This is a genomic window from Streptosporangium sp. H13245 (assembly GCF_055690525.1).
The window spans coordinates 58,721-84,155 of sequence record NZ_JBSZKT010000019.1; the positions used below are offsets into that span (position 1 = coordinate 58,721).

20 protein-coding genes are annotated in these 25,435 nt (G+C 73.9%); 6 read left to right on the top strand and 14 right to left on the bottom strand.

Annotated features, from left to right (window positions below; all coding sequences use genetic code 11):
- Window positions 1-29 precede the first annotated feature (29 nt).
- Window positions 30-644, bottom strand: a complete 615-nt coding sequence (locus ACW9TB_RS24430; protein WP_472750388.1) for a GNAT family N-acetyltransferase — start codon at window positions 642-644, stop codon at window positions 30-32.
- Window positions 645-952: 308 nt separating this feature from the next.
- On the opposite strand from ACW9TB_RS24430, the gene ACW9TB_RS24435 reads away from it, so the two are divergent.
- The gene (locus ACW9TB_RS24435) at window positions 953-3,022 is read left to right on the top strand and encodes a RecQ family ATP-dependent DNA helicase (protein WP_472750446.1); all 2,070 of its coding nucleotides are present in this window, start codon (window positions 953-955) and stop codon (window positions 3,020-3,022) included.
- 19 nt (window positions 3,023-3,041) lie between these two features.
- Here the strand turns inward: ACW9TB_RS24435 and ACW9TB_RS24440 are convergent, their stop codons facing one another.
- Together ACW9TB_RS24440 and ACW9TB_RS24445 are read right to left on the bottom strand one after the other, a co-directional pair.
- A complete protein-coding gene (locus ACW9TB_RS24440; RefSeq protein WP_472750389.1) occupies window positions 3,042-5,828 on the bottom strand; it encodes an ABC transporter substrate-binding protein in 2,787 nt (928 codons plus the stop codon).
- Between the two features lie 79 nt (window positions 5,829-5,907).
- Window positions 5,908-6,801 carry a carbohydrate kinase family protein gene (locus tag ACW9TB_RS24445; protein WP_472750390.1) on the bottom strand — a complete coding sequence of 298 codons (894 nt, stop codon included), beginning with the start codon at window positions 6,799-6,801 and terminating at the stop codon, window positions 5,908-5,910.
- A gap of 211 nt (window positions 6,802-7,012) precedes the next feature.
- On the opposite strand from ACW9TB_RS24445, the gene ACW9TB_RS24450 reads away from it, so the two are divergent.
- A complete protein-coding gene (locus ACW9TB_RS24450) occupies window positions 7,013-9,631 on the top strand; it encodes a bifunctional acetate--CoA ligase family protein/GNAT family N-acetyltransferase (protein WP_472750391.1) in 2,619 nt (872 codons plus the stop codon).
- 26 nt (window positions 9,632-9,657) lie between these two features.
- Here the strand turns inward: ACW9TB_RS24450 and ACW9TB_RS24455 are convergent, their stop codons facing one another.
- Window positions 9,658-10,185, bottom strand: a complete 528-nt coding sequence (locus ACW9TB_RS24455; RefSeq protein WP_472750392.1) for a hypothetical protein — start codon at window positions 10,183-10,185, stop codon at window positions 9,658-9,660.
- A 453-nt stretch (window positions 10,186-10,638) separates the two neighbouring features.
- Between ACW9TB_RS24455 and ACW9TB_RS24460 the strand changes: the two genes are divergently transcribed.
- From ACW9TB_RS24460 to ACW9TB_RS24470, 3 genes are read left to right on the top strand one after another with little or no spacing between them, the layout of a single operon-like run.
- Window positions 10,639-11,229: a DUF5998 family protein gene (locus ACW9TB_RS24460; RefSeq protein WP_350925792.1), complete on the top strand. Its 591-nt coding sequence runs from the start codon at window positions 10,639-10,641 to the stop codon at window positions 11,227-11,229.
- Window positions 11,226-12,353 (top strand): alkaline phosphatase family protein, encoded by a 1,128-nt coding sequence (locus tag ACW9TB_RS24465; RefSeq protein ID WP_472750393.1) that lies wholly within the window; start codon window positions 11,226-11,228, stop codon window positions 12,351-12,353. Before ACW9TB_RS24460 ends, ACW9TB_RS24465 begins: the two co-directional genes overlap by 4 nt.
- A gap of 49 nt (window positions 12,354-12,402) precedes the next feature.
- Window positions 12,403-13,242, top strand: a complete 840-nt coding sequence (locus ACW9TB_RS24470) for a sulfurtransferase (RefSeq protein ID WP_472750394.1) — start codon at window positions 12,403-12,405, stop codon at window positions 13,240-13,242.
- A 34-nt stretch (window positions 13,243-13,276) separates the two neighbouring features.
- Here the strand turns inward: ACW9TB_RS24470 and ACW9TB_RS24475 are convergent, their stop codons facing one another.
- From ACW9TB_RS24475 to ACW9TB_RS24490, 4 genes are all read right to left on the bottom strand, one after another.
- A complete protein-coding gene (locus ACW9TB_RS24475) occupies window positions 13,277-15,883 on the bottom strand; it encodes a CHAT domain-containing protein (RefSeq protein WP_472750395.1) in 2,607 nt (868 codons plus the stop codon).
- Window positions 15,884-16,348 carry a hypothetical protein gene (locus ACW9TB_RS24480; protein ID WP_472750396.1) on the bottom strand — a complete coding sequence of 155 codons (465 nt, stop codon included), beginning with the start codon at window positions 16,346-16,348 and terminating at the stop codon, window positions 15,884-15,886.
- Window positions 16,345-16,926: an RNA polymerase sigma factor gene (locus tag ACW9TB_RS24485; RefSeq protein WP_472750397.1), complete on the bottom strand. Its 582-nt coding sequence runs from the start codon at window positions 16,924-16,926 to the stop codon at window positions 16,345-16,347. Before ACW9TB_RS24485 ends, ACW9TB_RS24480 begins: the two co-directional genes overlap by 4 nt.
- Window positions 16,927-16,987: 61 nt before the next feature.
- On the bottom strand, window positions 16,988-18,055 hold the full coding sequence (locus ACW9TB_RS24490) for a S8 family peptidase (protein WP_472750398.1): 1,068 nt from the start codon (window positions 18,053-18,055) through the stop codon (window positions 16,988-16,990).
- Window positions 18,056-18,260: 205 nt separating this feature from the next.
- Between ACW9TB_RS24490 and ACW9TB_RS24495 the strand changes: the two genes are divergently transcribed.
- Window positions 18,261-18,755 carry a DUF3145 domain-containing protein gene (locus ACW9TB_RS24495; protein ID WP_344918407.1) on the top strand — a complete coding sequence of 165 codons (495 nt, stop codon included), beginning with the start codon at window positions 18,261-18,263 and terminating at the stop codon, window positions 18,753-18,755.
- A 321-nt stretch (window positions 18,756-19,076) separates the two neighbouring features.
- Here the strand turns inward: ACW9TB_RS24495 and ACW9TB_RS24500 are convergent, their stop codons facing one another.
- From ACW9TB_RS24500 to ACW9TB_RS24525, 6 genes are all read right to left on the bottom strand, one after another.
- Window positions 19,077-20,498: an acyl-CoA carboxylase subunit beta gene (locus ACW9TB_RS24500; RefSeq protein ID WP_472750399.1), complete on the bottom strand. Its 1,422-nt coding sequence runs from the start codon at window positions 20,496-20,498 to the stop codon at window positions 19,077-19,079.
- 13 nt (window positions 20,499-20,511) lie between these two features.
- The gene (fabF, locus tag ACW9TB_RS24505; protein ID WP_472750400.1) at window positions 20,512-21,744 is read right to left on the bottom strand and encodes a beta-ketoacyl-ACP synthase II; all 1,233 of its coding nucleotides are present in this window, start codon (window positions 21,742-21,744) and stop codon (window positions 20,512-20,514) included.
- Window positions 21,745-21,801: 57 nt separating this feature from the next.
- Window positions 21,802-22,041, bottom strand: coding sequence for an acyl carrier protein (locus ACW9TB_RS24510; RefSeq protein ID WP_329084217.1), 240 nt, complete (start codon window positions 22,039-22,041; stop codon window positions 21,802-21,804).
- 73 nt (window positions 22,042-22,114) lie between these two features.
- Complete coding sequence (locus ACW9TB_RS24515; RefSeq protein WP_472750401.1) at window positions 22,115-23,071, bottom strand: beta-ketoacyl-ACP synthase III; 957 nt, start codon at window positions 23,069-23,071, stop codon at window positions 22,115-22,117.
- A gap of 7 nt (window positions 23,072-23,078) precedes the next feature.
- Window positions 23,079-23,990 (bottom strand): ACP S-malonyltransferase, encoded by a 912-nt coding sequence (locus ACW9TB_RS24520; RefSeq protein ID WP_472750402.1) that lies wholly within the window; start codon window positions 23,988-23,990, stop codon window positions 23,079-23,081.
- 117 nt (window positions 23,991-24,107) lie between these two features.
- Window positions 24,108-25,217: a PucR family transcriptional regulator gene (locus ACW9TB_RS24525; RefSeq protein WP_472750447.1), complete on the bottom strand. Its 1,110-nt coding sequence runs from the start codon at window positions 25,215-25,217 to the stop codon at window positions 24,108-24,110.
- Window positions 25,218-25,435: the final 218 nt, after the last annotated feature.

Consider the following 25,435-nt stretch of genomic DNA (forward strand, 5'->3'; position numbering starts at 1 on the left):
TTCCGGGCCTTCCGGCCCGCCCGCGGGTGCTAGGGCCGTTCCGGCGGGGTGCCGGGGGCGGCGGGAAGGCCCCGGGTCCGGGGGCCCGCTCCCGGCCAGGGGCCGGGGGTCTCGCCCTCGTGCTCGTCGCCGGGCACGTTCACCCTGGTGTCGTAGACCCTGAAGCCGCGCGCCCGGTAGTTGGCGAGCGCCACCGGGCTGTCGAGCGAACAGGTGTGCAGCCACACCCGCCGGGTCGGCTCCCGCGTCGGCTGCCGGTCGGCCAGGTCCCAGGCCCTCGCCGCGCCGATCTCCAGCAGGTGTCCGCCGATCCCCCTGCCGATCGCCCACGCCAGGAGCCCGAAGGAGTTGATCTCGACCGTCGCGTCCTCCTGGGGGACGAGCTCGACGTAGCCCGCGGGGGTGCCGCGGTGGTAGGCCACCCAGGTCTCCACGCCGCCGGCCAGCCAGTCGGCCCACTCGTCCCAGGTCCACGGCAGCTTGTTGGTCCAGTGCCAGTCTCCGCCGACGGCCGTGGTGAGGAACCGGCTGAACTCGGGCGAGGGCAGCTCGGCGCGCACGACGTCGACCTCGACCGACGGCGGCTTGGCGGGCAGCAGGTCCGAGCGGGAGGTCTGTTCGAGGTACCAGGTGGTGACGTCCATAGTGGATGCATCAAATCACGGCGCGGAGCCCGGCAGGTCCCCAGCTCCCGGCACCGCACCCCCGGTGGCGCCGGTGAAACGGGCCGCGACCTCCGGACGGCGCCCCGCCTCCCGCCCGCGGAGCCTCCGAGACCCCGGCCGCCCGCTCGCCCGCCGGGCCCTCGTACAGCGTCCCTGAGCGTCCCCGGCTGCCCCCGCTCGTCCCCCCACACCCCGCCCCCGTACGGGGTACGGAGGCACGTGTGTGCCGTACCGGGGAAAAACAGTCGGCGAGACCTGGTACCAATGACCGGGTGAGCGAAGAGCTGATGCTGCGCGAAGAGGCCGAGGAGCGGCTGCGGGCGCTCGCCGGGGAGCACGCCCGGCTGCGCGAGGACCAGTGGGCGGCCATCAAGGCGCTGGTCATGGACCGGCGCCGGGTGCTCGTGGTGCAGCGCACCGGCTGGGGCAAGTCGGCGGTCTACTTCATCGCCACCGCGCTCCTGCGCGAGCTGGGCGAGGGGCCGACCGTGATCGTGTCGCCGCTGCTAGCCCTGATGCGCAACCAGATCGCCGCCGCCGAGCGCGCCGGGATCACCGCGGTCACGGTCAACTCGGCCAACCCCGAGGAGTGGGAGCAGATCTACAACCAGGTCGCCGAGGGCGAGGTCGACGTGCTGCTCGTCAGCCCCGAGCGGCTCAACAACCCCGACTTCCGCGACCACGTGCTGCCCGAGCTGGCCGAGAGCGCGGGCCTGATCGTGGTCGACGAGGCCCACTGCATCTCCGACTGGGGCCACGACTTCCGCCCCGACTACCGGCGGCTGCGCACGCTGTTCGAGGAGCTCACCGAGGGCGTGCCGATCCTCGCGACCACCGCCACGGCCAACGCCAGGGTCACCCGCGACGTCGCCGAGCAGATGGGCGAGGAGACGCTCGTGCTGCGCGGCGCGCTGGAGCGCGACAGCCTCCACCTCGGGGTCGTGCGCCTGCGCGGCGCAGAGCAGCGCCTGGCCTGGCTCGCCAGGACGCTGCACGAGCTCCCCGGATCCGGCATCGTCTACACGCTCACCGTGGCCGCCGCCCAGGAGATCGCCGCCTACCTGCGCGAGCAGGGCCACGAGGTGATCGCCTACTCCGGGCAGACCGAGCAGGCCGAGCGGCTCGCCGCCGAGCAGGCGCTGCTCGACAACAAGATCAAGGCGCTGGTCGCGACCTCCGCCCTGGGGATGGGCTACGACAAGCCCGACCTCGGCTTCGTCGTGCACGTCGGCGCCCCCCAGTCCCCGGTCGCCTACTACCAGCAGGTCGGCCGGGCGGGCCGAGGGGTCGAGCGGGCCGAGGTGATCCTGCTGCCCGGCGCGGAGGACCGCGACATCTGGGCCTACTTCGCCTCGCTGGCCTTCCCGCCCGAGCCCGTCGTACGCGCCGTGCTGGCCGCGCTGGAGGAGGGCGGCGTGATGTCCACGGCCGCCCTGGAGAACCGGGTGGATCTCAGCCGGAGCCGCCTGGAGACCATGCTGAAGGTCCTCGACGTCGACGGCGCGGTGCACCGGGTCAAGGGCGGCTGGGAGTCCACCGGCGAGCCCTGGGCGTACGACGCGCCGCGCTACGCCAGGGTCGCCGCCGAGCGGGAGGCCGAGCAGCGGGCCATGCTCGACTACCTCGACACCACCGGCTGCCGCGAGGAGTTCCTGCGCCGCCGCCTCGACGACGACACCGCCTCCCCCTGCGGGCGCTGTGACAACTGCACCGGCGTCCACCGCTCGCCCGAGGTGGACGAGCGGGCCGTACGATCGGCCGCCGACCGGCTCCAGCGGCCCGGGGTGGACATCGAGGCCCGCAGGCAGTGGCCGACCGGGCTGGCCGACCTCAAGGGCCGGATCAAGCCGGAGCTGGGCGCCGAGCCGGGGAGGGTGCTGGGCAGGCTCACCGACATCGGCTGGGGCAACCGCCTGCGCGGCCTCCTCGCCGACGGCGCCCCCGACGAGCCGGTCCCCGACGACGTCTTCGCCGCCGTGATCAAGGTGCTGTCGTCCTGGGAGTGGGCCCAGCGCCCGGTCGGCGTCGTCGCGGTGCCCTCGGGAAGCCGCCCGCTGCTCGTCCGCGGCCTGGCCGAGCGGCTCGCCCAGGTGGGGCGCCTGTCCTACCTGGGAGACCTCGGCTACCGGTCGGGCTCGCCCGGACGGCAGTTCAACAGCGCGCAGCGCGTCCAGGCGATCCGGGGCACCCTCGCCATGCCCGCCGCCCTGGGCGCGGCCGTCGCCGGGGCCGGGGGGCCGGTCCTGCTCGTCGACGACCTGGTCGACACCGGCTGGACGATGACGCTGGGAGCCGCGATGCTCCGGCACGCCGGGGCCCCCGCCGTGCTGCCCCTCGCCCTCGCGGTCACCAGCTAGGCAGGGAGGGCGCGGGCTTTCAGGAGACTCCGAGACCGACGTAGTCGTAGTCGGAGAAGGCGTGGCTGACGTGCACGTTGGTCAGGCGCGCGCCGCGGAGCAGGACGCGGGTGTCCCACTGCACGGGCAGCACGAGGGCCTGCTCCATGACCGTGCGGTCGACCCGCGCCCACAGCTCCTCGCGCCGGGCGGGGTCGAGCTCGGCGTCGGCCTGGTCGATGAGGTGGTCGGCCTCGGGCAGGCGCACGCTCACGTTGGAGGACAGGCCGTCCTCCAGGATCTTCCGGCTGTCCGCCAGGTAGGGCAGGTAGCTGGCGCCCTCCGGCCAGTCGGCGGTCCAGGCCCGGATGGACATGCCGATCTTCTCCTTCCTCAGGTAGGAGGGGCTGCCGCCGCGATGGGTCGCGTCCTCCGCCCGGGACAGGCCCTTGAGCGTGAGCCGGATCCCGACGCGGCCCAGGGCCGTCCTCAGGGCCTCGGCGGCCCTCCGCTCCCTGGGCTGCTCGGCCCGGAAGGTGATCGTGGCCGAGAAGCCGCCGGGGCGCCCGCACGCGGCCAGCTGCCCGCGAGCCCCGGCCACGTCGCCCCGGCCGGTCTGGTACAGGTTCAGCGGGCGGTGCCCGGAGATGGTCGGCGGGAGCAGCCCGGTGGCGATCGTGCCCGCCCGCAGGCCACGGCCGTAGGCGTCGCGCAGGGCCTCCCGGTCCGCCGCGGCGAACACGGCCCTGCGGCAGGCCACGTTGTCGAAGGGCAGGACCTGCGGGTTGATCGCGACGTACCGCAGCCAGCCGATCGTGGGCGCGTCGGCCCGCGCCCTGAGCGCGGGATCGGCCGCGATCCGCTCGGGCAGGTCGTCGCTCGCGCCCGAGTCGAGGTCCAGGTCGAGGTCGCCGGAGAGGAGCCCTCTGTCGACGGTGTCCTGGTCCATGCCGAAGGTGATCTGGTAGCGGTCGGGGAGCGCCCGGCGGTTCGGGTCGGTCGCCGGGGACCAGTGGGGATTGCGGACCAGGACGAGCCGCCTGCCGCTCTCCGCGCTCTCGAACATGTAGGGCCCCGAGGAGAGCACGTGCCTCTCGTACGCCGCGCCGGTGTCCTTCGTCTCGGGGACCGGCATGGTCTGGGGGACCTGGGCGACGTGGTCGAAGGCCCCGTGGGGTTTTCTGAGGTGGAACACGACGGTCCGGTCGTCCGGGGCGCGGATCGCCGCGTCGGTGTTCGCCTTCGGTGACGCGAAGTAGCCCCGGTAGCCCGAGGGCAGGTTCAGCAGCTCCTCGAAGTGGTACGGGCCCCGGGTGAGGGTGTCCTTGCCGATCGCGCGGAGCACGGCGTGTTTGACGTCCGCGGCGACGATCGGCGTGCCGTCCTCGTATTTCAGGCCCTCCCTGAGCCGGTACGTCCACGTCCTGCCGCCGTCACTGGGTACGCCGGGCCCCTCGGCCAGGTCGCCCACGGGTTCCCTGCCCGCGGCGCCGGGAACGGGCCGGTACATCGTCAGCGAGCGGCCGTAGAGCCGCGCGACGTTCCACATCGACGGGTAGTAGGTGTTGGCGGGGTCGAAGGAGTCGGCGGCGAATCCGGCGCCGAACCTCATCGTCCCGCCCCTGCGCGCCGACGGGTTCACGACCGAGGCCGAGGCCGCGTCGAAGCCGGTCGGCGCGGGCCTCGGCGTCGCCCGTGTGACGACGCCGGGCTCGCCGGACGGCAGGACCAGCCAGGTGGCGACGCCCAGCGCGCAGGCGGTCGCCAGGGCCGAGGCGAAGGTGAGGACCCGGCGGCGCCCCGCCGTACCGGTGAGCCGGGAGAACCGGCCGGGTAGCGGCGAGGAGAGCCCGGTGGAGGGCGTCGCGAAAGACGGCGCCGAGGATGGGAGGGAGGACCGTGCCGGGACCGCTGCGGGTGACGGCGCCGGGGACCGGGGCGGGGCCGGTGCGCGGGGTGGCACGGGGGGCGCGGGCGATGCGGGGAGAGGGAGCGTTCCGGCGGCCGGGGCGGGGCCGCCGTCCGCGTTCAGCAGCATGTCGAGCACGTCGTCCGAGCCGGGACGCGACCGGGGATCCTTGGTGAGGGCCGCGGCCAGCAGCGGACGCAGCGACTCCGGCACACCGGACAGGTCCGGCTCCGTGACGAGGATCCTGCGCATCACCACGGGCAGGTTGCCCAGCCCGAACGGCGGCTGCCCGGTCGCCGCGAACACCATGGTCCCGGCCCAGGCGAACACGTCGCCCGCCGGACCGACCTCCTGCTCGTGGAACTGCTCGGGCGCCATGTAGGCGGGCGTGCCGACCAGGTCCGTGGTCAGGCTGTACGCGGCGTCCAGCGCCCTCGCGATGCCGAAGTCGATGACGCGGGGCCCGTCGGGGCCGAGCAGGACGTTGCTGGGCTTGAGGTCGCGGTGCACGATCCCGGCGCGGTGGATCGCGGCCAGCGCGGTCGCGGTGGCGACGGCCAGCCTGACCAGCGCGTACCTCTCGCGCGGGCCCTCCCTGGACACCACCTGCTGCAGCGACTCGCCGTCGACGTACTCGCTCAGGATGTACGGCCGGTCGCCGGTGGCGTCGGCCTCCAGTACCCGGGCGGTGCAGAACGGGGCGACCCGCCGGGCGGCGTCGGCCTCCCGCTGGAAGCGCCGCTTGGCCTGCGCGTCGTCCGAGAGCCTGGCGTGCAGCACCTTGAGCGCGACGCGTTCCCCCGAGGGGGTGCGCGCCAGGTAGACCACGCCCTGGCCGCCCTCGCCGAGGAATCCGACCAGCAGGTGCGGGCCGATCCGTTCCGGGTCACCCGGCCGCAGGGGGCGGGGCTCCGGCATGCGTCACTCCAGGGGGTCGCCGCGAACGTGGTCCGGCCACAGTATTGGATCTCCGGGAGGTCCTGGGACGGGGGCCGGATCAGAGGCGGGGACGGGCGCCCAGGTGCGAGATGGCCCGGGAGGCCAGGTGACAGCCGGAGGCGAGGGCCTCGGCCGGGGGCTTGCCGCCCAGCCAGGCGGGCAGGAAGCCCGCGGTGAAGGCGTCACCGGCACCGGTGCCGTCGACCACGCGCTCCACGGTCTCGGCGGGGACCCTGATCGGGTCGGGGCGGTTGTTGGCGTACCAGAGCGCGCCCTCGTCGCGGAGCTTCACGACGACCTGCGGGAACCAGGCGGTGAGGACCTTGGCGGCGGCGGCGGGGTCGTCGCGGCCGGTCAGGACCTTCGCCTGGTCGGCGTTGGCGAACAGCAGCTTGGCGCTCTGCGTCCACTCCAGGAAGGGCTCGGCGCCGGTGCGCTCCAGGGGGGCGGAGGAGGAGCAGTCGACCGAGACGGACATCCCCGAGCGGCGGGCCATCTCCAGGGCGGCCATGCCCGCGTCGCGGGAACCCTCGTTGATGAGGGTGTAGCCGGACAGGTGCAGGTGCCCGCCCTGGGAGAACAGGTCGCGGGGCAGGTCCTCGGGGGACAGGGCCGCGTTCGCGCCGGGGTCGGACAGCATGGTGCGCTCGCCCTTGTGGGTGACGAGCACCACGCAGGTGCCGGTCGGGCGCTCGGGATCCATGACGAGGCGGGCGTCGACGCCGTACCCCATCAGCTCCATGTCGCGGTTACGGCCCGTGATGTCGGCGCCGCGCCGCCCGATGAAGGCGACCTCGGTGCCCTCGACGGCGAGCCAGGAGGCGATGTTGGCACCCGAACCACCGCCGTGCATGGTGACGATCGCCGGTGTGTCGCTGGCGCGGGCCAGCGGGTAGCGAGCCCGGGCGACCGCGTCGGTCATGAGATCGCCCACCACGACCACCCGCGTCATGATGTCACCACCTTGCTGCCTTCGATGCCGACGTGCCTCTAGACATGCTTCAAGCCATACCTCTGGTCGTGCCTCTAACCGCGAAAAACTTAACAGCTTCCGGCCAGCGTATGGGGTCTTGACCGGACACCGGACCATAGTCGATGCACAAGCGTTGCGTGAATTCGTCCAGGTGGTCTGTCATGTGAGATTCGCGTCTACTCTCGGGACTGTGGAGGCTGCTCAGTATCCCGCTCACTGGGAGGCGGACGTCGTCCTGTCGGACGGTGGCACCGCCCATGTACGCCCGATTCGGCCCGCCGACGCCGACCGGTTGCGTTCCTTCTACGGCCGGTTGTCCGACGAGTCGATCTACTTCCGCTTCTTCGGTCCCCGGCCGAGGCTGTCGGAGCGGGAGATCACCTGGTTCACCAACGTCGACTACGAGAGCCGCGTGGCGCTGATCGCCACGATCGGCACCGAGATGGTGGCGGTCATCCGCTACGACCGGATCGACCCGGGTGAGGCCGAGGTCGCCTTCCTCGTCGAGGACGCCCACCAGGGCAGGGGGGTCGCCTCCGTGCTCCTCGAACACCTGGCCGCCACCGCCAGGGAGAAGGGCATCGCCCGCTTCGTCGCCGACGTGCTGCCCGCCAACCAGAAGATGATGGGGGTGCTCAAGCAGGTCGGCTACACCGCGCAGAGCCGCTTCGCCGACGGCGTGGTCAGGATGACCCTCGACCTCACCCCGACCGAGACCGCCCAGGAGGTGACCGCCTCCCGCGAGCACCGCGCCGAGTCCCGCTCCATCGAGCGGCTGCTCTCGCCGGGCTCGGTGGCGGTCGTGGGCGCGGGCCGCGAGCCGGGTGGCGTCGGCCAGACCGTGCTGCGCAACCTGCTCGGCGCCGACTTCACCGGCCCGGTCTACCCCGTGCACCGCGAGGCGCGGGCCGTCGCGGGGGTGCGCGCCTACCCGAGCGTGACGGCCATCGACGGCGAGGTGGACCTCGCCGTGCTCGCCGTACCCGCCGACGGGGTGATCGACGTGGTCAAGGAGTGCGCGGAGAAGGGGGTACGCGGGCTGATCGTGGTCTCCTCGGGGTTCGGCGAGACCGGCGCCGAGGGCCGGGCCAGGCAGGACGAGCTGGCCCGCATCGCCCGCGCGTACGGCCTGCGGGTCGTCGGCCCCAACTGCCTCGGCGTCGCCAACACCGACCCCTCGGTCCGGCTGAACGCCACGCTCGCCGCCACCCTCCCCGGGCGCGGCCGGGTCGGCTTCTTCAGCCAGTCGGGCGCCCTGGGCACCGCGCTGCTGCAGCGGGTGGCCCAGCGCGGCATGGGCATCTCCTCGTTCGTCTCGGCGGGCAACCGCGCCGACGTGTCGGGCAACGACCTGCTCCAGTACTGGGAGGAGGACCCGCGGACCGACGTGATCCTGCTCTACCTGGAGTCGCTGGGAAACCCCCGCAAGTTCGCCCGTCTCGCGCGGCGCATCTCGCGCCGCAAGCCGATCGTGGTCGTCAAGAGCGGCGGCACCACCCAGGACGTGCCCACCGGCCACGCCGCGCCGGTGCTCGGCCTGCCCGACACCGCGCTCAGCGCGCTGTTCGAGCAGGCCGGGGTGATCAGGGTCGACGACCTGATCCAGCAGTTCGACGTGGCGCAGCTGCTGGCCTACCAGCCGCTGCCCGCCGGGCCCAGGGTGGGACTGGTCGGCAACTCCGACGCGATGGCGCTCCTCGCGGCCGACGCCTGCGTGCGGGTGGGCCTGGAGCCCCGGCCGCCGGTCAACCTCGGCGCGCGGGCCTGCGCGGCGGAGTTCGGCGCGGCGCTGGCCTCGGTGATCCCGGACGTGGACGCCGTGGTCGCGATCTACATGCCGCCCATCCCCGGCAACGGGGCGGAGGTCGCCGCCGAGCTGCTGCGCGCCTCCCGCGACTGCGGCAAGCCGGTGCTGGCCACCTTCGAGGGCAAGATCGGCATGCTCGACGAGCTGCGGGTTGGCACCGTGCCCGGCCGGGGCTCCATCCCCTCGTACGCGGCACCGGAGGAGGCGGTCCGCGCGCTCGCCCACGTCGTGCGGCACGCGCGCTGGCTGGAGCGGCCCGCGGGAATGCACGAGGAGATCGAGGGCATCGACGCCGGGGCCGCGCGGGACCTCGTGCTCGCGACGCTCGCGGACGCCCCGGCCGAGATCGACGCCTCGGAACTGCTCGCCTGCTACGGGGTGGAGGTCTGGCCGTCGCGGACGGTGGGGTCACCGGACGAGGCCGCCGAGGCGGCGTCCAGGCTCGGCTGGCCGGTCGTGCTGAAGGCCGCGGGCCCCGAGGCGGCCAAGCGCGCCGGGACCGTACGTCTCGGGCTGTCGGGTCCCGACGGGGTGCGCGACGCCTACGCCGACCTGACGCGCCAGCTCGAACCTGAGGCCGTGCTCGCGGTGCAGCGCATGGCGCCGCAGCCCGCGGTGCCGACCGTGGCCGGGGTGATGGACGACCCGGCCTTCGGCGCGGTGGTCTCCTTCGGGCTCGGCGAGATCACCGCGCGGCTGCTGCGCGACGAGGCGTACCGCCTCGCCCCGCTGACCAGGGAGGACGCCGCGGCGCTGGTGAGGTCGCCGCGCGCCGCGCCCCTTCTCCTCGGTGAGTACGGTTACCCGCCGGTCGCCGTCGAGGCGCTGGAGGACCTGCTGATCCGGCTCGGGCGGCTGGCCGACGATCTCCCCGAGGTGGCGCGGCTCACCCTCGACCCGGTGCTGGTGGGGGAGTCCGGGGTGATCGTGCTGGGCGCCCGCGCCGTACTCCGCAGCCACGAGGGCCCGCGCCCCGACGGCGGTCCCCGGCGCCTCGGCTAGCCGTACTCAGTCTTACTCGGCCCTGTTCAGCCCGGCCGACGGGTCGCGGGGACGATCTGGACCGTGCTGGCGACGGTGGCGGGCGCGGGACCGGTCTCCATCGCGGTCCGGCCGGTCTCCGAGCCGGGGTCGACCGTGTCCACGCCCTCCTGGACGGCGTGGACGGCCCTGCCGGACGCGGTCAGCGTCCCCGAGGCGTCCCGCGACACGGCCACGGTGACCGTGATCCGGGGGAGCTGGAATCCGGGGGCGGCCAGGTCACGCGTGTCGCAGTCGACGATCCCCGCCGCGATCCGGCACCTCCAGCCCGTGCCCGAGGCACGCACCGGGGTCAGGCCCGAGGGGAAGTGGTAGGCGACCTCGGTCGGAGAGATGATCCCGGCGGAGCCGGGGCTCGCGGTGACGTCGATCGAGAACGTGCCGGTGCCGCCCGCCTCGAACGGGCCGTCGTGAACCGTGGTGAGGATCAGGTCACCGGGAAAGGCCGCCCCCGAGATGGGCGGGCCCGCGGTGGTCGCCGCCGCGGTCGTCATGGCGGCCGTCACGATGGTCACCGGGACGGCCGCCGCGAGGCGCGAGAGACCAGTCCGCCAGGACGGCCGGGCACGTCCCCGCGAGTCCGGCCGCGCCCGGACGGGCCGTCCCGCCGAATCCTGACCTTCGCCGCCCATATTCCCTCGCCCCCGATTCCGGTAGGGATTCACCGTTTCCGATTCGGAAGCGATGAAAAGCATTCCGATATAGGTGAAACAAGGCGGGAAATGCGGAGAATCGCCCGTCACCGCTGCCCGGCACGCCACCCGTCACTGCTCCCGGTAACCCCGAACGGGTCGCGCCAAACCGATCGGAGGGGAAAGTCACGGGCGGGAACGACCACCCGGACCACCCCCGATGAGGTCTTCACGGCCGGAAAAAGGCGATGGCGGACCGCATCACGATTTGCACCGCGGGCCGAAGCTCACGCGCTCCCGGTGAAAGCGCCGCCCCGGACAGGGCAGGATGGACCCATGAGGGAAACCCGACTCTCGTCCGCCGGCCTGCGCGACGCCATCGACCGCAGTGGCTACTATCCCGACCTGGTCGCCGACGCGGTCGAGTCCGCGCTCGGCAAGGAACAGGTGGGCGCCTACGTCGTGCACCACGAGGCCACCTTCGACCCGGCCATGGAGGTGCGCAGGCACGTCACCGTGCTGGTGCTCTCCCCCACCCGGCTGCTCGTCTGCCACACCGACGAGCACCCCCCGGTGGAGGGTGTGTCGGCGTCCCACGCCTCCACGACCACCGAGGCCGTACGCCTCAGCCGGATCCAGTCGGTCGCGGTCACCCGGGTCGTCCCCGATCCCGCCTCCTACGTGCCGGGGGTCCCGCCCACGGAGGTCACGCTCACCATCGGCTGGGGGGCGATCTCCCACGTCGACCTGGAACCGGCCACCTGCGGTGACGAGAACTGCGAGGCCGACCACGGATACACCGGCGCCATCACGGCCGACGACCTCTCCCTGCGGGTGAGCGAGGCGGCCGACGGGCCGGAGGCCGTCTCCCACGTGCTGGCCTTCGCCAAGGCGCTGTCGGAGGCCACCGCCCGCACCGCCTCGTGAACCCCCTGGTCCCCGCGTACGGGACGGCCTCGCTCGCGGACCTGGCCCCCTCGCTGCTCGCCGCGGCCGGGGCGGGCGGCGACAACCCGCTGGGTCTCGCCCCGGCCGGGCGGATCCTGCTGTTCCTCGTCGACGGCATGGGCGCCGAGCTGCTCCGCGCCCACCCCGGCGTCGCGCCGTTCCTGTCCTCCCTGCCCGGCGGGGTGTCCGGCGGAGTGCTCACCGCGGGCTTCCCCGCCACGACCGTGACCAGCCTGAGCAGCCTCGGCACCGGCGTGCCGCCGGGCGAGCACGGCATGCTCGGCTACAAGCTCGCCGTGCCCGGCGCCGGTTACCTGCTCAACTGCCTGCGCTGGACCGCCCCCGGCCCCCTCGTCGAACCCGGCGAGTGGCAGCCGACCCCGACCGTCTACGAGCGCGCGGCGGCGGCCGGCGTCCCGGTCAGCTACGTCGGCCCGGCCAAGTTCGAGACCACCGGGTTCAACAGGGCCGTCTACCGGGGCGTGCGCTTCGTCGGGGCCGACGAGGTCGACGACCGGATCGCCGGGGTCCGCCACGCGCTGGCCGAGCCCCGGGCCCACGTCTCGGTCTACTACGGCGACCTCGACTCCACCGGCCACGTCACCGGCTGGGGCTCCCCGGCCTGGCTCGGCCAGCTCGCCCTGGTCGACCGGATGGCCGAGCGGCTGGCGGAGACACTCCCGCCGGGCTCGGCGATGTACGTCACCGCCGACCACGGCATGGTCAACGTCACCGACCGCGTCGACGTCGACGTCCTGCCCGCGCTGCGCGAGGGCGTCGCCCTGCTCGGCGGGGAGGCCAGGGCCCGCCACCTCTACACCGTCCCCGGCGCCTCGGCGGCCGTCCTCGGCACCTGGCGCGACGTCCTCGCCGGGAGGGCCTGGGTGGTGTCCCGGGAGGAGGCGGTCGAGTCCGGCTGGTTCGGGCCGGGGGTCCGCCGGGAATGGCTGCCCAGGATCGGCGACGTCCTCGCCGTCCCGTACACCGACTGCGCCATCGTCGCCTCGGTCGCCGAGCCGCACGAGGCGGGGTTCCTCGGCTGCCACGGCTCGCTGACCCCCGCCGAGCAGTACGTTCCTCTTCTGGAGGTAAGCACCCGTTGACATCCGCCCCACGGCCGAAGCCGCAGGGTCTCCACGCTGGAGGTATCCGATGAACCCGCTGATCAATCCCGCCGAGCTGGCGGGCCTGGCCGGGGTGAGCGTCCTCGACGTGCGCTGGAAGCTCCCCGTCGCGCCCGCGGGGCCGGCCGGGATCGACTCCTACCGCGAGGGGCACATCCCCGGCGCGGTCTTCTGCGACCTGGAGACCGACCTGACGACCCACGCGGAGGATCCCGGAGGGCAGGGGGGCCGCCACCCGCTGCCCTCCGCCGGGGCGTTCCAGGAGGCGATGCGCCGCCTCGGCGTGTCCGGATCCCGGACCGTCGTCGTCTACGACGGGGCCGACTCCACCTCGGCCGCCGCCCGCGCCTGGTGGCTCCTTCGCTACTTCGGCCACCCCGACGTACGGGTCCTCGACGGCGGCCTGCGCGCCTGGGCCTCCGAGGGCCTGCCGGTCTCCACCGAGGAGAGCCACCCCGAGCCCGGTGACTTCGAGGCGCGGCCGGGCGGGATGCCGCTGCTCGACGCCGCGCGGGCCGGTGAGCTCGCCGCCGACGGGGTGCTGCTCGACGCCCGCGCCGCCGAGCGCTACCGGGGCGAGGTCGAGCCGATCGACCCGGTCGCCGGGCACATCCCGGGCGCGGTCAGCGCTCCCACCGGCGAGAACGTCGACCCCTCCGGCCGCTTCCACCTGCCCGACTTCCTGCGCGAACGCTTCAACACCCTGGGGGTCGTCCCCGGCGTGGAGGTCGGCGCCTACTGCGGGTCCGGCGTGACGGCCGCGCACGAGGTGCTGGCCCTGGAGGTGGCCGGTATCCCGGCCGCGCTCTACGTCGGGTCGTGGTCCGACTGGGTGACCGACCCCGCCCGGCCGGTCGCCACGGGCTGACCGCTCAGGCCGGTCAGACCGCTCAGACCGGTCGTCACGGGCCGACCGGCAGGGAGCCTCGGGCGACCGCCTCCTCGCGGCCGGTCGCCACCGGCTGGTCTCCGCAGCCGAAGCAGACGAAGCCCGCCACCCCGGTCTTCCCGCCCGCCACGGCCAGCGCCCGCGCGGGCGGGTCACCGGCGGCCAGCGCCCCGTGGAAAGCGGTCATCAGCGCCAGCGTCTCCTCGTCGCGCACCGGCACCAGGCTGGCCACCACACACCGCGTCCCCAGCGACAGGAACGTGCCCGCCAGCCCCAGGGGCGCCCCGTCCGCGGGGGCGTGCGCCATCCCCGCGTCGCACGCCGACAGCACCACCAACGCGGGCGGGGTGCGCAGCCGCAGCAGGTCGTACGCCATCAGCGGGCCGTCGTCGAGGTCGATGCTCGACAGCAGCGGGCTGCGCGGGGAGAACATCCCGTGCGCGGCCAGGTGGGCCACGTCGGCCCGCTCCAGCGCCGCCATCACCTCCGCCCGCCGCGCCGCCACCCGTTCCGTACCCGGATGGCACTCGCCGACCATGCGGGCCTCGGCCTCCGCGTACCGCAACCCCGGCCCCGCCACCGCCACCGTCGCGCCCCTCCCGTCCCGCACGGGCGGCACCCGCCGCCCGGCCAGCCAGGCGGCGGCACTGGCCGCCACGGTCACCGGCCGGTCGGCGTTCATCGGCAGCAGCGGCCAGGGCAGGGTGTGCAGCGTCCCGGTCGGTACGATCACCAGCGGCCGGTCGCCCAGCCGGTCACGCAGCGGGCCGAAGAGGAGCCGCTCCAGCTCCGCGGCCTCCGCGCCGGGCTCGGGAGCCCTCCCGTCGCGCAGGTTCGTCCTGCGCAGCCCGTACCTGAGGCGGACGGTGGCCTCGGCGACGGCGGGAAACGGGCCGAGGCGGCGCAGCGTCACCCGGTCACGGGTGACCACGACGGCGACCAGCTCGCCCTCGTGGCGGACGAACTCCACCAGGGCCGACTCCCCGAGCGCCGTCCGCAGCGCGGCGAGGCGGGGCGCGAGCGGCCTGCCGCTGCCCCCGGTGACCGCCCGCCACCGCTCTGCCCAGGCCAGGACCGCGCGGCCCCGCCCGGTCCGTACGGCCAGGGCCAGCCCGAACCCGGCCAGCGGCTCCCCGGCCCTGGCGGCGTGCGCGCGTACCACCGGGTCCTCCAGCGTCCTCGTCCCGGCGCCCACCTCCGCCAGACCGGCCAGCACCGCGGCGAACGCCCCCCGCCGGTCTCCCGCCAGGGAGCGCAGCAGCGCCGTCGCCTGGAGGGCGACCACCCCGCGGCCCGGACCGGCCAGGAGGGCCAGCTGGTGCTCGGCGGACGGCCGGTCGCCCAGCCCGAGCGAGACCTCGGCGGCGGTGAGCCTGAGCGCCGCGGAGGTGTCCCCGTGCCCGGCGGCGTCGAGGGCGTCGGCACACGAGAGCATCGTCGCGGGCAGCTCCGCCGAGGGCGGGTCCAGCGCGAGCCCGGCCCGCAGGAGGATCTCCTCGGCGACCGGTGCCAGGACCGCCCGCCCCTGCGCGGCCAGCTCGCGGGCGGCGAGTTCCGCGCTCTCCCTGGCGCGGCGCGGATCACCGGTGCGCAGCTCGACCCTGGCGAGCAGGAGGAGGGCCTCGGCCAGCGCCGTCCCGGCGCCCGCCGCCGCCAGCTCGGGGACCGCCATCTCCAGCAGGACCCGCGCCTCGCCGGGCAGGTGCGCGGAGATCAGGACCTCGGCCAGGTCGCAGCGCACCGTCGCCAGCCGCTCCGGGTAGCCGACCAGGATGCCTTCCGCGCGCCGGTAGGCGCTGAACGCGGCGGCCAGGTCGCCGCGCCGCGCGGCCAGGAACGGCAGGTTGCCCTCGGCGAGCGCCAGAACGTGTTCCAGGCCCGCGTCCCTCGCCAGCTCCGCGCACCGGCTCAGGTCGGCCTCCGCCGCCCCGAACTCCCCGAGGAACACCCGGGCGAGCCCGCGGTTCAGCATCGCCCCGGCCAGGAACCTGGCGTCGCCGCCGAGGACGGGCACGGCCCGGTCGCAGTGGTCGACGGCCTCGCGGTAGCGGCCGAGCCGCGCCAGGGCCACGGCCCGGTGCACGCCGAGCTTGCCCACCTCCGCCGGGGTCAGGCCGGGCTCGGCGTCCGCGGCGACGGCGAGCGCCTGCTCGGGGTGCCCCAGCTCCGTGCGGACGTGCACCAGCGACAGCCGCGCCTGGGCCGCCCGGTGCGGCAGCCCCGCCGAGAGCGCGATCCGCACCGCCCGGCGCAGCCGTTCCTCGGCGAACGGCAGGTCGCCCAGCTCGCGTGCCGCCACCGCCAGCGCCCGCTGCGCCACCGCCTCGGCCTCGCAGTGCCCGCACCCCGCGACCCGGCCCGCCGCCGCACCGCCGTCAGGACCGTCCTCCGGAGCCTTGTCCAGGGCGTTGTCCGGGGCACTCGGGCCGGGCGCCTCCGGGCAGGACGCGGGAAGCTCCGGGCAGGACGCGGGAAGCTCCGGGCAGGACGCGGGAAGCTCCGGGCAGGACGCGGGGAGCGAGGCCAGCACGGCGCGGGCGAGAGCGAGGGCGCGGGCCGGATCGCTGCCCGAGAGGTCGACCGCGTGCTCGGCGGCGGTGAGCGCCTCGTCGAGGGTCACCTACGGGCGGATACGGGTCCAGCTGGTGGCCACGGGGGAGCCCCCGGGCCGGTGGCACACCACGCTGAACCAGCCCGGCGGCAGGCCGGTGACGGCGAACTGGCCCGTCGGGGACAGCGCGCGTGACTCGGTGAGGTGCAGGGTACGGATCTCGACCAGCGTGCCCGCCTCGGGGCAGGGGGAGACCTGGCCCGCCAGGTCGACCAGGCCGTCCAGGGAGGTGACCTCCAGCTCCACCGTGAGCTCGGCGGCGGTGAACCTCAGCAGCCGGGGCTCCTCGGCGGACCGGACCCCCTGCGGCACCGGTGTGACCACGGGGCGGGCCGTGGTGGCGTCGGGCAGCCGCAGGCCGAAGGCCGCGCGGGCGGCGGCCGTCACCCGCGCGGGCACCGGGTCGCTCCCCGAGGCCAGGCGCAGCGCGGCTATCAGGGACTCGTCGTCGATCGCGGTCGGGTGTCGTGTCACGGTGTCGCCTCCCGGGCGGTGAGCATGGTGCGGAGCCGGTTCAGGCAGCGGCCCCGGGTGGGGCCGTAGCTACCGCTGGGCATGCCCAGGCGCCCGGCCAGCTGGTGGACGCCCGCGTCGGGGGCCGTGGCCATCAGCCGGAACAGCGATCGGCACGGCTCGTGCATCTCGTCGACGGCCTGCCACAGGCGGCGGCCCTCGTCGGCGTTCAGCACGGCCAGCGCGGGATCGGCGTGGGCGTGCCCGGCACCGGCCGGGGCGAGCCGCGCGTGCCCGGCGTTCGCGTGCTCGCCGGGGTCGGCGACCAGCCGCTCGCCCCGGTGCCGCCGGCTCAGGAGGGAAGCCTCGCGCTTGGCCGTGGTGAACAGCCAGGGACCGATCCTGTCGGGGTCGCGGATGGTGTGCAGGCTCTCCAGCAGCCGCAGCCAGGTGCCCTGCACCGCGTCGGCGGCGTCCGCCGGGCTCAGGTCGTAGGCGCGCACGGCCGACCACAGCAGCCCCGCGAAACGGGTGACCAGCGCGTCCCAGGCCGCCTGGTCGTCCACCGGGACGGCGTCGATCGTGTGCTGGTCGCTCACCGGCACCTCCGGGACCGCGGGGAACACTTTTCGTGTTCGTGTGATGACGTTGGGTGAGACTTTAGCCGGGCGTGGGCACGACGACTCCCAAATCGGGGATCCGCCTGGCTTCCGCCGGGCCGAGGACGTGCCTCACGGCCTCCTCGGGGGACCGGCCCGCGCACGCGGCGGCGATCGCCCCGCTCACCAGGGCGGTGGCGAAGGAGGTCCCGCTCCAGCGGGCGTAGCCGTTGAACGCCCCGTGTTCGAGGAAGGTGCTGGACAGCCACTCGCCGCGGGCGCACGCGTCCACCCACGGGCCGTACGCCGAGAACGGGGCCCGCGCCTCGCCGCTCGCGTCCAGCGCTCCGACGGCGATCACCCCGGGGGAGGCGGCGGGCCAGAAGGGGCGGTCGGAGGCGGTGTTGCCCGCGCAGGCCACCGTGACCGTACCGGCCAGCCCCGCCAGGGCGGTCTCCAGGAGCGGGGAGGGGTGGTCGTCGAAGGTGTGCCCGCCGAAGGACAGGTTGAGCACCCGGGGCGGGTCGGCCCGCAGCCGCTCCAGGAGGTGGAGCAGCCCGGCCTCGTCCCCGACGCCGTGGCCGTCCAGCGCCCGGATCGGCCGCAGCCGCGCCAGCGGGGCCGACCGCAGGACCAGCCCGGCGACGAACGTGCCGTGCCCCGCCTGGAGGTCCAGCTCGCCGTCGCCGTCGGAGTCGGGCACCTCGTCGGCCTCCCGGCCCCGCTCCAGGAACCACGGGCTCTCCTGCCACCACGGGTGCTCCGCCAGGCCGGTGTCGGCCAGCGCCACCGTCACGGCGCCCGCCGCGCGCCCGGCCGGAGCGGGCTCGGGCGCCGGGAGGGCGGCGCTGGGGAAGGGCCGGGAGGCCGGGCCCCCGAAGTAGAGCGGCTGGCCCGTCAGGACGTGGTTGGGGGAGGCGCGCACGCCCCGCGCCCGTACCGACGCCACCAGGTCGCAGACGTCCACGCCCGGTGAGAGCCGCACCCGGTAGACGCCCCCGGTCTCGGTGACGGCGTCGGCCCAGCGGGCGGTGGCCGCGAGACCCGAGGCGTCGGTCAGCATCTGACCTTTTCTGATCAGGGCGGGCGAGCCGGGGATGGGTTCGACCCGTTCGATACCGGTATTCATCTGGTCCTCCGGGGGCGATCACCAGTTCGTGGGGTTTTCTTCATTCCCGAGGATGCCCTGGCCAAGTACCCGCGGCGCAACATCTCGGTATGACCCCCCTCTGGTGCGCCGTCACAACCGACGGTAGTCTCTCCTTCAGTCACTTGTGATCATCCTGGTACGAGGCCGTTGGGGAAGGCGCACCTCGTACGAAACGGGAGGTCCGGTGTCTGCTCGTGGCGTGCTTTACGTCCACTCGGCTCAGCCTGCGCTGTGCCCTCATATTGAATGGGCGGTCGCAGGTGTCCTTGGCGTGCCCGTAGACCTGACCTGGACTCCGCAGCCCGCCGCGCCCGGTCACGTGCGCGCGCAGGCCGAGTGGGAGGCCCGTGTCGGTACCGCGGCGGCCATCACCTCGTCGCTGATGGGCTGGCAGCGGATCCGCTTCGAGATCACCGAGGACGCCTCGCCGGGTGCCGACGGGACCCGGCACGCCTACACCCCCTCCCTCGGCGCCTTCACGGCCGTGGTCGGGGCCAACGGCGACATCCTGATCCCGGAGGACCGGCTGCGCTCCGCCATGCTGATGGCCCGCCAGGGCCGCGTGGTGCTGGAGGAGGAGCTCGACCGCCTGCTGGGCAAGCAGTGGGACGCCGAGCTCGAGTCGTTCCGCTACGCGGGCGAGGGCGCTCCGGTCCGCTGGCTGCACGCCGCCGTCTGATCGGGTACGCCCCGGGAGGCTCGCCCTCTCGTGCCGGACGGCCGCCCCGGTCACGGTTTTGGAACGTGCCCGGCGGCCGTCCCGCCCGGGACGAGGCCCCGAGGCGGTGCCTTCGCGCCCCCTCGCGCCCTTTGTGGCTCTCGTACGGAGGTTCCCGAGAGGTCCGGTCCCGTTCCGCTCCGGGGGACGGTGGCACCCCGCGGAGGGTTTCCCGGCGCGGGGAAGGGCGGCGGGAAAACGGGAGAGCCCCCGCCGGCGGGACCGGTGGGGGCTCGTCGAACGCCCGTCGGAGGGGACAGGGTGTCAGAGGACTCGGAGGACTCAGAGGGGGATGTTGCCGTGGGCGCCCCTGGCGGGGGTCGCCTGAGCCAGCACCCTGGCGATGGCCCCCCGGGTCTCCCCGGGCTTGACGACCTCGTCGATCACGCCGAGCTCGATGGCCCGGTCGAGGCCCCCGGCGAGGATCTCGTGCTCCTCGGCGAGCCTGGTCTCCAGGGCGGCGCGCTCCTCCTCGGGGGCGGCGGCGAGCTCGCGGCGCTTGAGGATGCGGACCGCGGCGACCGCGCCCATGACCGCGATCTGCGTCGTCGGCCAGCCGAACACCCTGGTCGCGCCCAGCGAGCGGGAGTTCATCGCGATGTAGGCGCCGCCGTACGCCTTCCTGGTCACCAGGGTGATCCGCGGCACGGAGGCCTCGGCGAAGGCGTGCAGGAGCTTGGCGCCGCGGCGGACCACGCCGTCGTGCTCCTGCCCGACGCCCGGCAGGTAGCCGGGTACGTCCACCAGGACGACCAGCGGCACCCCGAAGGCATCGCACATCCGGACGAACCGTGCGGCCTTCTCCGCCGAGGCGGAGTCGAGGCAGCCGCCCAGGCGCATCGGGTTGTTGGCCACCACGCCCACGGTCCGGCCTCCGAGGCGGCCCAGGGTGGTGACGATGTTGGGCGCCCACTTGGCGTGCAGCTCCACGCCCGGCTCGTCGAGCAGGCCCGTGACGAGCGGCTTCACGTCGTAGGCGCGGCGCACGTTGTCGGGCAGCAGGCCGGAGAAGTCGACCTCCTCGACCTCGGCGCGCACCCGGCCCTGGTGGCCGAGGAGCACCGCCAGGCGGCGGGCCTGCACGTAGGCGTCCGTCTCGGTCTTGGTGACCACGTGGACGACGCCGCTGCGCTTGCTGTGCGGCTCGGGACCGCCCAGCGCGGCCATGTCGATCTGCTCGCCGGTGACGCTGCGGACCACGTCGGGGCCGGTGACGAAGATCCGGCCCTCGTCGGCCAGGATCACGATGTCGGTCAGCGCCGGGCCGTACGCGGCACCGCCCGCCGCGGGGCCGACGACCACGGACAGCTGCGGGACCACGCCGGAGGCGCGGGTCATCGCGGCGAAGACGCGGCCGACCGCGTGCAGCGACTCCACGCCCTCGGCGAGGCGGGCGCCGCCGGAGTGCCAGACGCCGATGACGGGAACCCGCTCGCGGACCGCGACGTCGTAGGCGTGCACGATGTGCTCGCACCCCTCGCTGCCCATCGCGCCGCCCTGGACGCGGGCGTCGCTGACGAACGCGACGACCGGCACCCCCTCCACGCGGCCCGTCGCGGCGAGGATGCCGCTGCGGTCGACCGGTGAGATGAGGCGTGCCGAACCCTCGTCGAGCAGAGCGGAGAGACGCGCCTGAGGGTCGCGGGGATCGAGGGGCTCCTGGCCGGAGTCCTCGCTCACCACCCCTTTGTCGAGCACAGTCATCACGAGCTCCCTGTCAGATGCTGGTGAAGGCCACGGCGACGTCGTGCCCGCCGAACCCGAAGGAGTTGTTGATCGCGGCGATCTGACCGTCGGGCAGCGCGCGGGGCTCGTCGCGCACGATGTCGACCTCGACGCCGTCGTCGAGGTCGTCCACGTTGATCGTGCCGGGCGCGCGCCGCTCGTGCAGTGCGAGGACGGTGAAGACGGACTCGATGCCACCGGCACCGCCGAGCAGGTGACCGGTCATCGACTTGGTGCCGCTGACCAGCGGGTGGTCGCCGATGACCTCCTTGATCGCCATCGTCTCGACCACGTCGCCGGCGGGCGTGGAGGTGGCGTGCGCGTTCACGTGCTTGATGTCGGAGCCGGTGAGACCGGCGTCCTCCAGGACGCGGCGCATGGCCAGGATGACCCCGGCGCCGGTCGGCTCGGGCTGCGCGATGTGGTGGGCGTCGGCCGAGTAGCCGACACCGGCGGCCACGGCGTAGATGGTGGCGCCGCGCGCGCGGGCGTGCTCCTCGGACTCCAGGACGAGGATGCCCGCGCCCTCGCCGAGGACGAAGCCGTCGCGGCCCTTGTCCCACGGCCGTGAGGCGCGCTGCGGCTCGTCGTTGCGGGTGGACATGGCGCGCATGGCCGCGAAGGACCCGATGTTCAGCGGGTGGATGGCCGCCTCGGTGCCCCCGGCTACGACCACGTCGGCCCGGCCGGAGCGGATCATCTCGATGGCGTACCCGATCGACTCGGCGCCGGTGGCGCAGGCGCTCACCGTGGCGTGGACGCCGGCGCGGGCGCCGACCTCGATGCCGATCCAGCCCGCCGAGCCGTTCGGCATCAGCATGGGAACGGTGAACGGCGAGAGCCGCTGCCAGCCCTTCTCCTTGAAGGTGTCGTAGGCGGCGAGGATCGTGGTGATGCCCCCGATACCGCTGCCCACGACGACGCCGAGCCGCTCGGGGTCGACCTTGTCGATCGCGGCGTGCGCCCACGCCTCGCGGGCCGCGACCAGTGCGAACTGCTCGGCCCGGTCCAGCCGCCGCGACTCCGGCCGGGGCAGGACCTCGGTCGGGTCCACGGCGGAGAACGCGGCGAACTTCACCGGGACGGAGTCCACCCAGTCGGCGGTGATGGTGCTGACCCCCGACTGACCGGCGAGGAGCGCCGACCAGGTCGAGGCGACGTCTCCACCGAGGGGCGTGGTCGCGCCGAGCCCGGTGACAACGACGCGTACCTGGTCTGTACTCACTGCTGCGCTCCTTGTGAATCGCTGGTCAAACTGGTCTGGGGGAAAAGCCGGGACGTCTCAGTTCTGGATGAAGTTGATGACGTCCTTGACGGTCTTGAGGTGCTTGAGCTGGTCGTCCGGGATCTCGACGCCGAACTCGTCCTGAGCGGCGACGGCGATCTCGACCATGGACAGCGAGTCGATGTCGAGGTCGTCGACGAAGCTCTTCTCCGGGGTGACCTCGGTGGCCGGGATCCCGGTGATCTCGTTGATGATCTTGCCGACGCCGGCGAGGATCTCCTGCTCGGTCAGAGCCATGTCGGGTGTTCTCCTTGGGATATCGGAATCGTGGTTCTTCTGGTTTCCCGCGCGGTGGGGCCGCGCGGAAGCTTTAGGGGATCTCGATGACCTGGCCCGCGTAGGTCAGGCCCGCGCCGAAGCCCAGCAGCAGGGCGAGCCCGCCCGACCGGACCTCGCCGCGCTCGATCATCCGGGACAGGGCCAGCGGGATCGAGGCGGCGGAGGTGTTGCCCGCCAGGACGATGTCCTTGGCGATGACGGCGTTGTCCGCGCCGAGCTTGCGGGCGATCGCCTCGATGATGCGGAGGTTGGCCTGGTGGGGTACGAAGGCCGCGAGGTCGGCCGGGTCCACCCCGGCACGCTCGCAGATCTCCTTGGCGACGGGGTGAAGTGAGGTGGTCGCCCAGCGGAACACGGTCTGACCCTCCTGGTGCAGGAAGGAGTCGCGGTCCCTGATGATGATCGCGTCGTACTTGTCGCCGGCGCTGCCCCACACCACGGGGCCGATGCCCGGGGTGTCGGAGGGGCCCACGACCGCGGCGCCCGCGCCGTCGGCGAAGATCACCGCGGTGGCCCGGTCGGTCCAGTCGATCCACTGGGAGAGCTTCTCGGTGCCGACGACGAGCACGTGGGTCGCCGAGCCCGCGCGGATCGCGTCGTCGGCGACCGCGAGCGCGTAGCAGAAGCCCGAGCAGGCGGTGTTGACGTCGAACGCGCCGGGGGCGTCGATGCCCAGCCGGGTGGCCACCCGGCCGGCGGCGTTGGGGATCTGCGTCTCCAGCGTGCAGGTGGCGACGATCACCAGGTCGATGTCGGAGGCCGCCAGGCCGCTCGCGGCGAGGGCCTTGCCGCCCGCCTGCACGGCCAGGTCGATCTCGGACTCGTTGTCCGGGGCGATCCGGCGCTCCTTGATGCCGACGCGGCTCTGGATCCAGGCGTCGTTGGTCTCCATGGTCGCCGACAGGTCGTCGTTGGTGACCACGTTGGAGGGCTGGTAGTGACCGAAGGCCAGGATCCTCGCGCCGGGGGCGCCCTGTGAGGTCTTCATTCGTCGATCACCGTTCCTCATTCGGCCCGAGGGCGGCTCGCGCGGCCTCCAGGTCGTCGGGGGTCTTCAGGGCGACGGTCGTCACCCCGCGCAGAGCACGCTTGGCCAGGCCGGTGAGCGTGCCGCCGGGGACAAGTTCGATCATCGTGGTGACGCCGCGCTCGGCCATCGTGGCCATGCAGGCGTCCCAGCGCACCGGGTTGGCGACCTGGGTGACCAGGCGCTCCATGAACTCGGCGCCGCTGGTGACCGCCGAGCCGTCGCTGTTGGACAGCAGCGTGACGGCGGGGTCGGCCGGGGTGAGGCCCGCGGTGGCCTCGCGCAGGCGGCTGGCCGCGGAGGCCATGTGGGTGGTGTGGAACGCTCCGGCGACCGACAGGGCGATCACCCGGGCCCGCGCGGGCGGCTCGGCCTTGAAGGCCGCCAGCTGCTCCAGCGTGCCGCCGACCACGATCTGCCCGGCGCCGTTGATGTTGGCGGGGGTGAGCCCCTTGTCGGCGATGGCCGCGAGGACCTCCTCCTCGACGCCGCCGAGGACGGCGGACATGCCGGTCTCGGTGATCGTCGCGGCCTTGGCCATCGCCTGGCCGCGCTCGCGGACGAGGTCGACGGCCTGCTCGGGGGTGATCACCCCGGCCAGCGCGGCGGCGGTGAACTCGCCCACGCTGTGCCCGGCGACGATGTCGGGGGAGGCGCCGAGAACCTCGGCGACGGCCAGCCCGGCGGCTACGAGGAGTGGCTGCGCGACGGCGGTGTCACGGATCTCGTCCGCGTCGGCGGTGGTCCCGTAGGCGATCAGATCGAGGCCGGCCAGCTCCGACCACGCGGTCAGCCGATCGGCCACGCCCGGTAGTTCGAGCCATGGACTGAGAAAGCCTGGAGTCTGGGCACCCTGGCCCGGAGCGACGATGACGAGCACAAAATCCAGCCTGCCCTGTAGAGGTTCAATACATGGATAGAGATCCAGACGAAGTTTGTCCCCACTTCTTTGTAGGGAAGCTACAGCGGGAGTTTCACGAAGGTTAAGTAAAGGGCCCTAAGTTACCGGCGTTTCGGACAGACGTCCGAGAATCAGCCCCACCTGGAGGGTGAAGGCGGACCGCCCCTCGGTCGGCTGGTAGCCGGTCAACTCCGTGATCTTACGCAAACGGTAGCGCACCGTGTTCGGATGGACGAACAGCAGGCGGGCCGTCGCCTCCAGGGACGTGCCCTGCTCCAGGTAGGTCGCGAGGGTGTCGAGGAGCGGCGTGCCGATCAGCGGCAGGTAGACGTTCTCGATCAGCTGCGCCCTGGCGTCGCCGTCGCCGTCGATGGCCCGTTCGGCCAGCAGGTCCTCGGCGTGGACCGGCCTGGGCGCGTCCGGCCACCCCGCGGCGGCCCGCAGCCCGGCCATCGCCGCCCGCGCCGAGCTGGCGGCCGAGTGCAGGTCGGCCACCTCGGGCCCGATCACGATCGGACCGGCGCCGAAGCGCGGCACCACGTGCCTGGCCGCCGCGGCGACGCTGTCGGCGCCGCCCACGATCACGATCAGCCGGTCGCCCTGCACCCCGGCCAGCATGTCCAGGCCCGACCTGCGGCCCCGGTCGCGCAGCGCGTCGATGACCGCCTGCGGGTCGTCGTCCGGGGTCTGCCCGGCCAGCACCACGACGGGGGCGGAGGTCCAGCCGAGCGCGGCGGCCCACGAGTGCAGGCCGTCGTCGACCTCACCCCTGACCAGGGCGTCCACGATCAGTGCCTCCAGCCGCGCGTCCCAGGCCCCGCGGGCCTCGGCCTCCCGCGCGTACACCTGCGCGGCGGCGAACGCGACGTCGCGGGTGTAGCGGAGCATCGCCTGCTGGAGCTGGTCCTCCCCGCCGGGCGCCGCCAGCTCCCCGGTCTGCGCCTCGACCACCTCGACCACGATCCGCACGATGTCGACGGTCTGCTGCAGCGAGATGGACCGCTTCAGCTCCCTGGGCGCGGTGCCGAAGAACTCGATGCTGGGTGTCGGGCGGCCCTCGCCGGCATGCTGGAACCACTCCACGAACGCGGCGATCCCGGCCTGGGCGACCAGCCCGACCCAGGACCTGTCCTCGGCCGACAGGGCGCGGAACCACATCAGCCGGTCGTCCATCCGGGACATGGCGGCGGTGCCCAGCGTGCCCATGGCCCGCTCCAGCCGGCGCGTGGTGTCCTCCCGGACCCGGTCGGAGTCGGGATCCCTCCCGTCCTTCCCGGTCACGACGTCGGTGTTCCTGAACGCTCGCTCGCTCCGTTCCCTCACGCCACTAAGAGTGCCAGGTCGCGCGAGATGCGCCAGCCGCGGTTCCGGACAGCGCGCGCCTCCCGATCTTGTACGTCCCGCACGACCGGGTCCCGCGCGTC